The organism is Salinicoccus halodurans (assembly GCF_900114445.1).
In the GTDB taxonomy this organism is placed as follows: Bacteria; Bacillota; Bacilli; order Staphylococcales; family Salinicoccaceae; genus Salinicoccus; species Salinicoccus halodurans.
Genome location: NZ_FOTB01000001.1, coordinates 272,496 through 286,717, shown reverse-complemented (window position 1 = coordinate 286,717; position 14,222 = coordinate 272,496). Strand labels below are relative to the sequence as shown.

At 47.8% G+C, this 14,222-nt stretch carries 12 protein-coding genes; 2 read left to right on the top strand and 10 right to left on the bottom strand.

All coding sequences use genetic code 11. The features are described from left to right. Positions 1-53: 53 nt before the first annotated feature. A complete protein-coding gene (locus BM271_RS01405) occupies positions 54-662 on the top strand; it encodes a YktB family protein (protein WP_046789860.1) in 609 nt (202 codons plus the stop codon). Between the two features lie 115 nt (positions 663-777). Here BM271_RS01405 and ilvA read toward each other — a convergent pair whose 3' ends face one another. From ilvA to BM271_RS01355, 10 genes are all read right to left on the bottom strand, one after another. Beyond that, positions 778-1,737, bottom strand: coding sequence for a threonine ammonia-lyase (ilvA, locus tag BM271_RS01400; RefSeq protein WP_074924521.1), 960 nt, complete (start codon positions 1,735-1,737; stop codon positions 778-780). A gap of 91 nt (positions 1,738-1,828) precedes the next feature. Further along, entirely contained in the window at positions 1,829-2,452 is a 624-nt protein-coding gene (gene leuD / locus BM271_RS01395) for a 3-isopropylmalate dehydratase small subunit (protein ID WP_046789858.1), read from the bottom strand. Positions 2,453-2,463: 11 nt separating this feature from the next. After that, positions 2,464-3,867: a 3-isopropylmalate dehydratase large subunit gene (gene leuC / locus BM271_RS01390; protein WP_046789857.1), complete on the bottom strand. Its 1,404-nt coding sequence runs from the start codon at positions 3,865-3,867 to the stop codon at positions 2,464-2,466. A 17-nt stretch (positions 3,868-3,884) separates the two neighbouring features. Continuing rightward, complete coding sequence (gene leuB, locus BM271_RS01385; RefSeq protein ID WP_046789856.1) at positions 3,885-4,991, bottom strand: 3-isopropylmalate dehydrogenase; 1,107 nt, start codon at positions 4,989-4,991, stop codon at positions 3,885-3,887. Positions 4,992-5,015: 24 nt separating this feature from the next. Continuing rightward, a complete protein-coding gene (locus BM271_RS01380) occupies positions 5,016-6,563 on the bottom strand; it encodes a 2-isopropylmalate synthase (RefSeq protein ID WP_046789855.1) in 1,548 nt (515 codons plus the stop codon). Further along, a complete protein-coding gene (gene ilvC / locus BM271_RS01375) occupies positions 6,550-7,584 on the bottom strand; it encodes a ketol-acid reductoisomerase (RefSeq protein WP_046789854.1) in 1,035 nt (344 codons plus the stop codon). The genes BM271_RS01380 and ilvC overlap by 14 nt, the downstream gene beginning before the upstream one ends. A gap of 70 nt (positions 7,585-7,654) precedes the next feature. Next, positions 7,655-8,176 carry an acetolactate synthase small subunit gene (gene ilvN, locus BM271_RS01370; protein WP_046789853.1) on the bottom strand — a complete coding sequence of 174 codons (522 nt, stop codon included), beginning with the start codon at positions 8,174-8,176 and terminating at the stop codon, positions 7,655-7,657. After that, positions 8,164-9,903, bottom strand: coding sequence for a biosynthetic-type acetolactate synthase large subunit (ilvB, locus tag BM271_RS01365; protein WP_046789852.1), 1,740 nt, complete (start codon positions 9,901-9,903; stop codon positions 8,164-8,166). Before ilvB ends, ilvN begins: the two co-directional genes overlap by 13 nt. A gap of 628 nt (positions 9,904-10,531) precedes the next feature. Further along, positions 10,532-12,235, bottom strand: a complete 1,704-nt coding sequence (gene ilvD / locus BM271_RS01360) for a dihydroxy-acid dehydratase (protein ID WP_046789851.1) — start codon at positions 12,233-12,235, stop codon at positions 10,532-10,534. A gap of 37 nt (positions 12,236-12,272) precedes the next feature. Next, positions 12,273-13,253: a bile acid:sodium symporter family protein gene (locus BM271_RS01355; protein WP_046789850.1), complete on the bottom strand. Its 981-nt coding sequence runs from the start codon at positions 13,251-13,253 to the stop codon at positions 12,273-12,275. Between the two features lie 313 nt (positions 13,254-13,566). Between BM271_RS01355 and BM271_RS01350 the strand changes: the two genes are divergently transcribed. Then, complete coding sequence (locus BM271_RS01350; RefSeq protein WP_046789849.1) at positions 13,567-14,202, top strand: TetR/AcrR family transcriptional regulator; 636 nt, start codon at positions 13,567-13,569, stop codon at positions 14,200-14,202. The last annotated feature ends 20 nt before the right edge of the window (positions 14,203-14,222 follow it).

The following is a 14,222-nucleotide window of genomic DNA, read 5'->3' as shown; positions in this document are numbered from 1 at the left end:
TGCCGTCACTCGTTATTTTATCATATAAGTAATGTTTTGAAAGGAGCCGTAAAATGCCAGACTATCATTTTACCAATAAAGATTTTAAAATATTCGATATCGAAGGGCTGGAACCCCGGATGGAAGCACTCAAATCGAACATCCGCCCCAAGCTCGAGAACCTTGGTGCACACTTCAGTGAGTACCTGACCGAGCTCACAGGGGAAGAACAATTTGCACATGTTGCAAAACATGCCCGCAGAAAGACCAATCCACCGGATGATACATGGGTAAGCTTCAGCACAAACCCTCGCGGATATAAAATGATGCCGCATTTCCAGATCGGTCTGTTCGGCGACCATGCATTCTGCATGTACGGAGTAATCTATGAATCACCTGACAAAAAAGCAGCTGCAGACAGATGGCTGGATAATTTTGAGCTGTTCCGTGAATTCCCTCAAAATTACCAGGTGTCGCTCGATCATATGAAACCGGCGAAGACACCGCTGTCCGGGATGAGTGATGAAGATCTTGAAGCCGGGCTCATCCGCCTGAAAAATGTTAAAAAAGGTGAATTCCTTGTCGGCAAAGTATATCAGCCGGATGATGAAGCATTCAAAAGCGATGACATCTTCCTCAGAGATCTTGAAGCGGTCATGGATGAACTCGTCAAACTGTATTAATGATAATGGAACCGGAGCCGGATCAATCTGACTCCGGCTTCTTTATATGAAAAATAACCCGCCACCATACAAGTGACGGGCATGAATCTCGGTCAATCCCCAGAGCATTTGAATTTTAAAATGCAAGGGTTGCGTGGGACTGTTCGGGTTTCAACTGATTTGCAAGCGACTGGATATCAGCCATCCGGCTGATATCAAAATTGCCGCCGCTGACGATTACTCCACAATGCCTGGAACTGATCTGATCATTATGTGACAATAATCCCGCGAATGCAGATGCTCCTGCGCCTTCAACCAGTGACTTGCCGCGTTCGAGCATATTCACCATGGCGTCTGCGATTTCTTCCTCGCTGACTGTTATTACATCATCAACGTAGTTTTTGATGAATGGTAACGTTTTTTCACCAGGCTGTTTTACAGCGATGCCCTCAGCAATTGTAGAGACTTTGTCCAGCTTCTGGATGACGCCGCGGTGGTATGCAGTATGCATTGCAGGGGCGGCTGCCGCCTGCACACCGATGACTTTTATATCCGGGTTCACTGATTTAGCTGCAACAGCGATGCCGCTGATGAGACCGCCTCCGCCAATCGGAACGACGATTGTATCAATCCTGTTTTCCTGCTGAAGCAACTCCAGCGCCACTGTCCCCTGTCCTGCCATGATGTCATAGTCATCGAATGGATGGACATATGTGGCACCGCATCTCTCCTGTTGCTTAAGCGAAGCCTCATAAGCTTCCTGGAAGCTTTCTCCAGTGAGTATAACTTCCGCGCCGTACCCTCTCGTCGCCTGAACTTTCGCTTCAGGTGTTGCCTCTGCCATATATATCGTCGCTTTGACTCCAAGTTTATAGGCAGCCAGTGCCAGCCCCTGGGCATGATTGCCTGCAGATGCAGTGATCACCCCGCGGTCAAGTTCACTGCGGGAGAGACGCATCAGTTTGTAACTTGCACCCCTGAATTTGAAAGCCCCGGTTTTTTGCTGGTTCTCCATTTTAAAATAAATGTTTTTGCCAGTGCGCAGATTCGTTGTAGCTGATGTTCGTATCGGTGTTTGATGGACAACATGATCCAAACGCTTCCAGGCGTCATGGACTAATCCACCAGTCAGGAAATCCCCATATAAGTCACACTCCTTGATTAATTATTTGGATTTAAAATTTATATTATTTAAAAATCCCATCGTTGGCGAGGGGCGTCACAGCCTCTGGCTGCTTATCCTCGTATTCCTTGATTTTCTCGTCGAGCAATAAAGTCAATGCGATATCATCCCAGCCATTCAGAAGTTTCTCTTTGTGGTAGCCGGGAATATCGAAAGTGACGACGTTGCCGTCTGCATCCACAATCTCCTGCTTTTTCAAATCCACATGCAGTTCATATTTCCCGTCTTCGGATTTCTTCATCCATTCTTTGATCTGGGTTTCATCCGCTTTGATGAGGATGATGCCATTTTTGAATGCATTATTATAGAAAATATCCGCATAGCTTGGTGCAATGATCACTTTGAATCCGTAATCCAGGAGTGCCCATGGAGCATGCTCCCGGGAGGATCCACAGCCGAAGTTTTCACCTGCCAGGAGAATAGATGCATCTTCAAACTTACTGTCGTCCATCTCGAATCCTTCACGTCTGTTTCCATCATCATCGAACCGCCAGTTATGGAATACAAACTGGCCGAAGCCTGTGCGTTCGACACGTTTCAGGAATTGCTTGGGAATGATCTGGTCGGTATCCACATTACTTCTATCCAGTGGAAATACCTTTCCTTTATGTTCACTGATCGCTTCCATCTTCTCTCCTCCTAACTCGGCACTCCGGCTTTGAATTTCCTTACATCTGTAAATGTCCCTTCGATTGCAGCGACAGCTGCCATTTCAGGGCTTACAAGGTGCGTCCGTGCACCGGAGCCCTGGCGACCCTCAAAGTTGCGGTTTGACGTGGATGCACAGCGGCCGCCTGCCGGAACGATATCATCGTTCATCGCAAGGCACATGCTGCATCCGGATTCTCTCCATTCGAATCCCGCCTCTTTGAATACCCGGTCGATACCAAGCTCTTCCGCCTGCATCTTGACGCTGAATGATCCCGGAACAACGATTGCCCTGACACCATCCTTGACTCTGTGGCCTTTGACGATATCTGCTGCATTCTGCAGATCGGGAAGCCTTGAGTTTGTACAGGAACCGATGAATACATGGTCGATCTCTATGGAAGAAATCGGCTGATTCTCTTCAAGTCCCATGTATTCGAGCGCCCTTTTGACTTCATCCTTGTTCTCAACATTGGAGACAGATGGTGTTGCGGCACTGATAGGTACGACCATGCTTGGGTTCGTTCCCCATGATACCTGGGGTTCTACTTCTGCAGCATCGATCTCAAGCGTGATGTCATAAACCGCATCCTCATCTGTCGCAAGGCGCAGCCATTCTTCCGCACGCGCGTCGAATGCTTCACCCTTCGGCACATATTCACGGCCGCGCAGGAACTCCACCGTCGTGTCGTCCGGACTGATCAGTCCGGCACGCGCACCGCCTTCGATGGACATATTACATACTGTCATGCGCCCTTCCATCGACAGGTTCCTGATTGCTTCTCCTGTATATTCGATGACGTGTCCCGTGCCGAATTTCACACCGAACTTCGCAATGATTGCCAAAATGAGGTCTTTTGCAGTGACACCGGGTTCAAGTCGGCCATTCACTTTGACGTTCATCGTCTTCGGTTCCGACTGCATCAGTGTCTGGGTTGCGAGCACATGTTCCACTTCACTTGTCCCTATACCGAATGCAAGTGCACCGAAAGCACCGTGGGTGGAAGTATGACTGTCACCACAGACGATTGTCTTACCCGGCTGAGTCAGGCCGAGCTGCGGTCCGATTACATGGACGATACCCTGGTCCGGGTGATACATATCCGCAAGTTTCACACCGAAGTCTGCACAGTTTTTACGCAGCGTCTCCATCTGCTTCTTTGATATCTCGTCTTTGATGACCTCTCTGTCCTTCGTCGGCACGTTGTGGTCCATCGTTGCATATGTCAGGTCCGGCCGCCTCACCCTGCGGTTATTCAGCCGCAGCCCTTCAAAGGCCTGCGGTGAAGTCACTTCATGGACAAGATGCTGATCGATATAAATCAGATCCGGCTTATCCGCTTCCGAATGCACTATATGATTTTCCCAAATTTTTTCAATAATAGTTTTTCCCATATCAATACACCTTTTCCCTACATATACGAGCTGCAAATTGCATTTGAAATGCTCTTTGTCGAAAGATTTTCAATCACTTTTTTCGCCATTTCCTGCGTACCGACAATCCTGCCTTTTTTAAGATCAAGATCCGCTGTGTGGAACCCGGCTTCAAGCGTGTCATTCACAGCACGCTCTATTTCCTCCGCTTCATCTTCCATTCCGAATGAATGGCGGAGCATCATTGCTGATGAAAGGATCATTCCGAGCGGGTTTGCAATATCCTGACCCGCGATATCCGGCGCGGAACCATGGACCGGTTCATAAAGACCCACTCCATCTGTACGGACACTGGCGGAAGGCAGCATTCCGAGCGATCCTGTCAATACTGATGCTTCATCGCTTAAAATATCGCCGAACAGATTTTCGGTAACAATGACATCGAACTGTTTTGGATTCGTGATCAATTTCATCGCTGCAGCATCTACGAGCAGATGCTCTACTTCCACATCGGGATAGTGCTGTGCTTTTTCATTGACCACTTCTCTCCACATTCTGCTGGATTCAAGAACATTCGCCTTATCCACGGAGGTCAGACGGCCGTTTCTCATCATGGCCGATTCAAATCCTTTTTCTACGATCCGCTCTATTTCCAGACGTGTGTACCTCAATGTATCGACAACCGAGTTGCCGCCGTCCCTTCTCTCACTCGGAGTACCGAAATAAAGGCCGCCGGTCAGTTCACGGACAATCAGAATATCACAACCGTCAACGATTTCCGTTTTCAGAGGGGAGGAATGCACAAGAGAACTGAATCCTGTTACGGGACGCAGATTCGCAAACAGGCCAAGTGACTTGCGGATGCCAAGAAGCCCTCTTTCAGGTCTTTTTGCAGCTTCCACATCGTCCCATTTCGGTCCGCCGACTGCTCCGAGCAATACTGCATCCGCACTGCCGCAGGCTTTCACAGTTTCCTCAGGCAATGGTATGCCGTAACGGTCGATTGCATCGCCGCCGATTGCATGCTCATGGAAAATGAATTCGTGATGGTACTCGCCGGCCACTGCATTAAGCACTGCTTTGGCACCTTCCATAATTTCTCGTCCAACTCCGTCGCCAGGCAACATAATAATTTGCTTTCTCATCTGAACCCCTCCATCCAAAAATTTTTATCCGTTGACTATTTCTGCCTCTTTTACTGCCTGTGTTTTTATAAGATATCTGTTAACTGCATTGATATAAGCATTTGCCGATGCCTCGATGACATCCTGGGCTGTACCGCGGCCATTGACTGTTTCTCCATTGACCACGAGCTGGACGTGGGATTCTGCGAGTGCATCTTTTCCGCCGCCTACCGAGTTGAGCTGGTAATCCAGAAGTTTGAGTTCTGCATCTATAAGTTCCTGAATTGTCTTGTACAATGCTTCGACACTTCCGTTACCCGTCGCTGCAGTCTGGATCGTGCTGCCTTCAGGTGTCTTAAGCGAAACTGTAGCCGTAGTAATATTCGCGGTGCCGTAGTTCACCTGGAAATTATCCAGTGTATATTTGTCCACCGCTGAATGTTCGGTTTTTGTTTCCATGATTAAGGTGTATATATCATCATCGGTCACTTCTCGTTTATGATCCGTCAGTTCTTTGAAACGTTTGAATGTGGCTTTGATTTCATCATCTGTCATTTCCACACCGAACTCTTTAATCTTGTCTTTAAATGCATGCTTTCCTGAATGTTTTCCCATGAACAGTGTATTGGAAGATACGCCGACAAGTTCCGGTGTAATGATTTCGTATGTTTCTGCATTTTTCAATACGCCATCCTGGTGGATACCGGCTTCGTGTGCATAGGCGTTCCGGCCGATGATTGCTTTGTTCGCCTGTACGTACATACCTGAAAGTTTTGCAATCAGATCGCTTGTACGTTTGATTTCATTCAATTTAAGCCCTGTTTCATAGCTGTACCGGTCGGAACGGATATGGAGGGCGACCGCCACTTCTTCCAAAGCAACGTTACCTGCACGTTCACCGATGCCGTTTATCGTCCCCTCGACCTGTGTTGCACCATTTTCAATCGCTGCCATTGTGTTTGCCGCTGCAAGACCGAGATCATTATGGCAATGGCATGAAAGATCGGCTTTGTTGATATTCGGTACATTTTCCTTCATATATTTGAACATACGGCCGTATTCATCCGGCGTGGTGTATCCAACCGTATCCGGCAGGTTGATCACCGTTGCACCGACATCGATGACCTGCTCGATAATCTTAGCCATGAATTCCCAGTCGGAACGGGTTGCATCTTCAGCGGACCATTCCACTTCCTTGAATCTCTCTTTGGCGTATTTAACCATATCCACGGACTGCTGGATCACCTGCTCAGGTGTCATTTTCAGTTTATATTCCATGTGGATCGGAGACGTCGCCAAAAAGATATGGATTCTCGGTGTCGGCGTATTTTTCAATGCTTCCCACGCCCTGTCGATATCCTCTTTCCGCGTACGGGCAAGTGCTGTCACTGATACGTCTTTAATCGTATCAGCAATCAGCTTTACCGCCTGGAAGTCACCTTCCGAAGAGGCCGGGAAACCGGCTTCCATCACATCAACACCGAGCTTTTCCAGCTGTTTTGCGATTTCTAGTTTTTCCATCTTGTTAAGGTTGACCCCCGGGGACTGTTCACCATCCCGAAGTGTGGTATCAAAGATTCTAATTCGTGACATGAACATTCCCTTCTTTCTTTTTGTCACTGACCGGCTGCTTGACAAAAGGCATCAACTCGCGCAGGTCCTGACCCACTTTAGTGATTGGATGCTGATATTCTTTATTGTTGATTGCGTTATATTGTGGACGGCCCGCCTGGTTCTCAAGGATCCATCCTTTGGCAAATTCACCATTCTGGATTTCTGTAAGCACATCTTTCATGCGTGCTTTCGTTTCGTCATTGACCACGCGCGGTCCGGATACGAAGTCACCCCACTGGGCTGTATCAGAGATGGAGTAGCGCATGTTTTCCATTCCGCCTTCGTACATGAGATCAACGATGAGTTTCATCTCATGAAGACATTCGAAGTATGCGACTTCCGGCTGGTAACCCGCTTCCGTCAACGTTTCGAATCCTGCTTTCACAAGGCTTGTCAGCCCGCCGCAGAGTACTGCCTGTTCACCGAAGAGATCCGTTTCAGTCTCTTCCTGGAATGAAGTCTCAAGAACGCCGGCTCTTGCAGCACCGATTCCGGCTGCATACGCCATTGCCACATCTGTTGCATTTCCTGTCACATCCTGGAATACACCATACAGTGCAGGAACACCCGCTTCCTCTTCATATGTTCTGCGCACCAGATGTCCCGGTCCTTTTGGAGCAACGAGGAATACGTCGACATCCTCCCTTGGAACAACCTGGTTGAAATGGATGTTGAAACCATGCGCGAATGCAAGTGCACTGCCTGATTTCAAGTTATCTTTGATGCTTTCTTCGTAGACTTTCGGCTGGTTCTCGTCTGGAAGGAGGACCATTGTAACATCCGCCTGTGCCACTGCGTCAGCCACTGATTTTGTTTCAAAGCCATCTTCTTTCGCCTTATCCTGGGATTTTCCCGGGCGGAGGCCGACTACTACTTCATATCCGCTGTCCCGAAGGTTCTGTGCATGGGCATGGCCCTGTGATCCATAACCTACGATTGCAACTTTTTTACCTTCGAGCGCCGCTTTGTTGATGTCTTTGTCATAAAATACTTTTGTCATTATAATCTTCCTTCCAATATTTGAGTTTGTTTTTTAGTTTCTTCTATATGTTAATTCAATTGTCACTGTATCAGATGCTTATCGAGCCGAAGTCCTGGACCTGTTGCCTGGGCTGCTTTCCACGTCGGAAAGCCGTCACCCCTGTCCGCTTGAGCTCTATGATTCCGTACGGCTGGAGCAGGTCTGCCAATGCTTCCACCTTATCGGGCTTGCCTGTCACTTCAATAATCATGCTGTCGCGTGAGATATCGAGCACCCTGGCTCTGAATGGCTCGATGATGCCCTGGATTTCAGAACGTGTGGCACTTGTACTCCCTACCTTGATCAGCGCAAGTTCCCTCGCAACGATCGAATAGTCGGTGATGTCGTTGACTTTCAGTACATCTATCTGTTTGTTCAGCTGTTTTGTCAGCTGTTCAATCTTGCTCTCATCTGAAACATCCACAACAAAAGTCATTTTTGAAATGCCTTCAATCTCAGAAGTTCCGACGGTGATGCTTTCGATGTTGAATGCCCGCTTGGAGAGCATCCCTGTAATCCTGTTCAGCACACCGCTTGAATTCTGAACGGTGGCAGTGATTATTCGCTGCATCTTCTCACCCCTAACATTTCATGATTTCCCTTGCCTGGTGCAACCATCGGGAACACTTTGTCCAGTTTCTGGACTCTTGCATCCACCAGTACCGGACCATCGTAGGAAAATACTTCTTTCATCACTCCGGGGACATCCGCTTCATTTGCAACTCTGACACCCTTGATGCCGAATCCCTCAGCCAGTTTTACAAAATCCGGGTTTTCCGTCATCAGGGATGAGGAATACCTTTCTTCATAAAAGTCCTCCTGCCACTGTCTGACCATGCCAAGGGCTTCGTTATTGACGATGATCAGCTTGATTGGCAGCTGATGCTGTTTGATGACCGCCAGTTCCTGCATCGTCATCTGGAAACCGCCGTCACCGACAATCGATACGACCGTCTCCCCCGGCCGGCCCAGCTGGGCGCCGATCGCTGCAGGAACTCCGAACCCCATCGTTCCAAGCCCGCCTGAGGTTACCCATTTGTGCGGTTCATTGAACTGATAGAACTGTGCTGCCCACATCTGATGCTGTCCCACGTCTGTTGTGATGATCGCTTCTCCGGATGTTTCACGATGTAGTTCCTCGATCAGCCATTGAGGCGAGATCAGATCATCTGAACGTTCGAACCAGAAGGGGCTGCTGCTTTTATTATCCAGTACACTCTTGTACCATTCGGTGCAGTCTTCTTTTTCAATATCAATTTTAAGCAATCCCTGCAGCGCTTCTTTCGCGTCTCCGACGACCGGTATGTTCGTTTCAACATTTTTACCGATTTCAGCCGGATCGATATCAACATGGGCCACTTTGGCGTTCGGGGCGAAATGCTGAAGTGCCCCGGTCAGCCTGTCATCGAACCTTGCTCCGATATTGATGAGCAGGTCCGCTTCGTAGATTGCCATGTTGGCCGCATATGACCCGTGCATGCCGGCCATTCCGAGTGCCTGTTCATGTCCTCCCGGGAAGCTTCCCAGTCCAAGCAAGGTCGTCGTTACCGGCAGATTATATTTTTCTGCAAATTCAAGCAGCTCTTTATCCGCATCTGCAAAATGGATGCCGGCTCCGGCCAGCAGTACTGGCCGCTTCGCTGTCGCGAGTGCTTCAGCCAGCCTTCTGATTTGAAGCGGATTCGGCTTTACCGTCGGCTGGTAGCCCGGAAGATGGAAGTCTCTGCTGAAACTCTCATCGGAAATTTCCTGTGCGATGTTTTTCGGGATATCTACAACAACCGGCCCCGGCCGTCCTGTTGTAGCGATATGGAATGCTGCATTTATGACTTTCGGCAACTCTTTAAGGTCTGTCACCTGATAGTTGTGCTTCGTGATCGGTGTCGTGATTCCGATGACGTCCGCTTCCTGGAAAGCGTCCGTGCCGATCACTGCAGTCGATACCTGACCGGTGAATACGACTACCGGAAGTGAATCCATCATTGCATCTGTGATACCCGTTACCAGATTGGTCGCTCCCGGGCCAGAAGTGGCAATGACGACACCCGGCTTTCCTGTCACTCTTGCATAGCCTTCGGCTGCATGGATGAGCCCCTGCTCATGTCTGCAGAGGATATGCTGGAACGGAGCTTCGGCGCGGTGCAGTGCATCGTAGATCGGAAGTACAGCACCACCCGGGTAACCGAACACTGTATCGACATTCTGTTCAACCAGTGACTCGATAAACAAATCTGCTCCTGTTCTCAGCTTTTGTTCCTGTTCTTCAATTTTCATTTCATTTTGTGTTTGAGTTTTCATTACCACTTACCTCCTTATGGTTCACGCGGCTCCTTTGTGTACGGCCTGCGGAAAGCTTGTCGGAATAAAAAAGACTCTTTCCTCCCTAAAGATACTTATTTTGAAATAAGTATCAGTATGGGGAGAAAAGAGTCACCTTTCACGGTACCACCCACGTCTGCATGCGCCTTGCGGCGGATGCCTCGTGAACTGCAGTCTGCAGTTCGTTTTGGTAACGGGTGGTGTAGCACCCGGCTCAGCCTATTCGATGAAGTCATCTTTCAGTCCGGCACTCAGGGTCGAGAGTTATGACTTTGACAAATCCCGGTTTCCAGCACTTCCCGGGTCTCTGGTAATTGTCGCCCTTGTCATAAGGTCCCTTCGTCGTTTTTCTATATCCATGCCCGATAAAACATTTATCAGACATTTCTGATATGTGATATTGAAAGTAATCTTATAACGTTTAGGAAAAGAAATCAACACCTAAATGATAAATTATTTTAAATTGTCTAATATTTCTGATAATGATATCGCTTACATTCCTTTCATATCAAGGTTTAGACAAAAAACGATATTTTTATAATTTTTTCGTTTTTTATGTTAAAACCCCCTCTCCGGCAAGAACCGGAGAGGGGGGTTGAATTCAGATTTATTTAGTCAGAAAGTCCGTTACAGCACCCTGGGATGAACATGTCACGTTATGTGCATATTTACCGAGCACGCCTTTTTTATAAAGCGCCGGTGCGGTCCATTCCGCTTTACGCTGCTCGATTTCTTCATCGGATACAGCGAATGAAATTTCCTTTTTATCGGAATCGATTGTGACAACATCTCCTTCCCGCAGGAATGCAATCGGTCCGCCCGCCTGCGCCTCGGGTGAAATGTGTCCGACTACAAGTCCATGTGTTCCGCCCGAGAAGCGTCCATCTGTGAGCAATGCAACTTTCTCTCCCATTCCTTTGCCGACGAGGAGGCTGGATACAGACAGCATTTCAGGCATACCCGGTCCGCCTTTCGGACCGACGTAGCGGATGACAAGCACATCGCCTTCCTTAATCTCGTCATTAAGCACAGCATCCATCGCTTCTTTTTCTGTATCGAATACACGGGCAGGGCCTTCGTGGTGTTTCACTTTGACACCGGAAACTTTTGCGACTGCACCTGTCGGTGAAAGATTCCCTTTAAGTACAATCAACGGTCCGTCTGCACGCTTTGGATTATCAAGCGGCATGATGACATCCTGTCCGTCTTTAAGATCATCCACTTCTGCCAGGTTTTCAGCAACAGTCTTCCCTGTTACTGTCATGCAGTCCCCATGGATGAATCCTTCTCTGTGAAGCATCTTCATGACGCCTTGTACACCGCCCGCTTTATAGAGGTCCTGCATCACGTAGCGGCCGCTTGGTTTCAAGTCCGCAAGATGCGGCACTTTTTCCTGCATGCGGTTGAAGTCGTCGATTGTGATATCCACCTCTGCGGCATGTGCGATTGCAAGGATATGAAGTATTGCGTTTGTTGAACCACCCAGCGCCATGACCACGGTGATTGCATTTTCAAATGCATCCCGTGTCATGATATCTTTCGGATAAATACCTTTTTCCAGCAGGTTGTACACCGCTTCACCGGCTGCTTTAATATCTTCTGCTTTCGCTTTGGATTCAGCAGGGTTCGATGCACTGCCCGGCAGGCTCAGACCCATCGCCTCCATTGCAGAAGCCATAGTATTTGCTGTATACATGCCGCCGCATGCACCCGCACCCGGACATGCACTGCACTCGATGGCATTCAGTTCTTTATCATCGATATCGCCGTTGTTATGTTTACCCACACCTTCGAAAACAGATACCAGATCGATATCTGCACCGCGCAGGTTGCCCGGTGCGATGGTACCTCCGTATGCAAAGACAGCCGGCACTTCAGCGTTTGCAATCGCAATGGCGCAGCCCGGGATGTTTTTGTCACACGCACCGATTGCAACCAGACCGTCAAGGTTTTCAGCACCGACGACCGTTTCGATTGAATCAGCAATCAGGTCACGGGATGGCAGGGAGTAGCGCATACCCTGGGTTCCCATGGAAATACCATCGGATACTGTGATCGTGTTAAATTGCAGCGGTACACCACCGGCTTCCTGCGCCCCCTTTTTAGCCTCCAGTGCAAGATCGTTCAGATGCATGTTACACGGCGTAACTTCAGCCCATGTGCTTGCAATCCCGATTTGAGGTTTTGTAAAGCTTTCATCGGTCAATCCGACCGCCCGGAGCATCGCCCGGTTCGGTGCTTTTACATTGCTTTCAGTATAAACATGACTTTTGATGCGAAGATCTTTTTTTGTTTTTCCCTCAGTAGACATACTGTGGACCACCTTTCAGTATCATTTGATTCTTTTATTATACACGTACTCCGTCGGCATCTGCCTTTTCATCAACTTCCGGCATTTCACTGCCATCGGTCTTTTTACTCATCCATGTGGCAATCAGTGAACCGGAAATATTGTGCCAGACACTGAACAATGCCGCAGGTACTGCGGACAATGGTGAGAAGTGTGCTGCAGACAGCGCTGCAGCAAGCCCCGAGTTTTGCATTCCGACTTCTATTGAAGTCGCTTTCTGATCTGCAAGTTTTAAGCCAAACATTTTAGCTGCCAGGAAACCGACAGTATAGCCAATCATATTATGGAGAATGACGACAAGGAATATCAGCAGCCCGGATTGGACAATTGCCTCAGTGTTCCCCGAAACAACCGCCGTAACAACTCCAACTATGCCGATCACTGATACAAGCGGCAATACTGCAATACCTTTTTCTATACGGTCACCCGCCAAGTATCTCACTACAATTCCCAGAATGACAGGAACAAGAACAATCTGTAAGATCGATACAAATAAGTCCATGAATGACACAGGCAGCCATGCGCTGGCAAGCAGCAGTGTCAGTGCCGGCGTCAGTATCGGAGCGAGCACAGTGGAAACCGCTGTCGCTGTAACAGACAGCGCCGTATTCCCTTTTGCAAGGAATGTCATGACATTGGAGGACGTTCCTCCCGGTGCGCACCCGACCAGAATCACACCCACTGCAATTTCAGGCGGCAGCTGGAACAGGAATACGAGTCCCAGAGCAATGAGCGGCATGATTGTATATTGGGCAGCCACCACTATAAATACTATTTTTGGTGCTTTCAGTACTCTTTTGAAATCTTCGGGCTTCAGAGTGAGACCCATGCCGAACATGATTATTCCCAGCAGCAGATTGATATAGGCACCAATCCACGTAAACCCTCCGGGGAATAAAAACGACATTACTGCAAATAAAATCACCCAGACTGCGAAAGTGTTCCCCACAAACTGGCTGAACCTGGCTACAGCATTCATAACACACCCTCCTTAAATGGACCGCAACTTATTCAGTTTCGTTTGAAACTATAAAGAGTATATTAGCAGATAATTCAAAATTATCCTAGGTATTTATTTAAAATCTTTTGAATCTTTTAAATATAATCATTTAGATCTCCGCCTTCTTTCAATCGTCGGGCAGGTACTGGCATCGCTTACATATATGGTTTGAAAAATAAATGGAGATCAGACCGTAAATTTTTAATCCAGTCTGAAAAAGTATATGATTTTGATATATAAATTGCGGGTTTTATATTATAATGATTATAGATTATATAAAGGAGACAGCAAAATGGGGTTACGCGAAACTAATAAAGAACGCCGGCGTTCCAGCATTATCAAAACGGCAAAAGCCTTTTTTGTGGAAAAAGGGTTTAATGCTGTGCACATGCAGGAAATCGCTGATGCAGAAGGTATTGGGATCGCAACACTGTTCCGGTACTTTCCGAAAAAAGAACAACTGATTTTAGCAGCAGCAATTTCAATAATGGAATCTGAAGCAGACGCTTTTAAAAATATATTGAACCACCCGGATAAGACGGCCTATGAAAAGATTGAAGATTGTTTCGATTACATGAAAGGCATCCACATCAGTCCATCAGCAAATACCGCAAAATTCAATGATGCATTCCAGGTCTATATAGATAACACAACAGAACCGGTGGAAAACCTTCTCCCCTACTTTGAAGCCCGCAGAAAAATCGTCGATCATTTCCTGCAGATTATAGAACAGGGAAAACTTGATGGCACGCTTCATCCTGAAAGATGCACCCGGGAAAAGATACTGCCGATACTCAACAACTTCGGCATCTACACACAGAAACTGACAATGAGCCACTCAGTTTTGAATATAAGCGGTGATATAACTCCTTCATGCCAGTTGGAAACCGTAAGTGAAATCTATCTTGATTATTTAAAACCCCAATAGGACCATAAAGCACCCCCGAT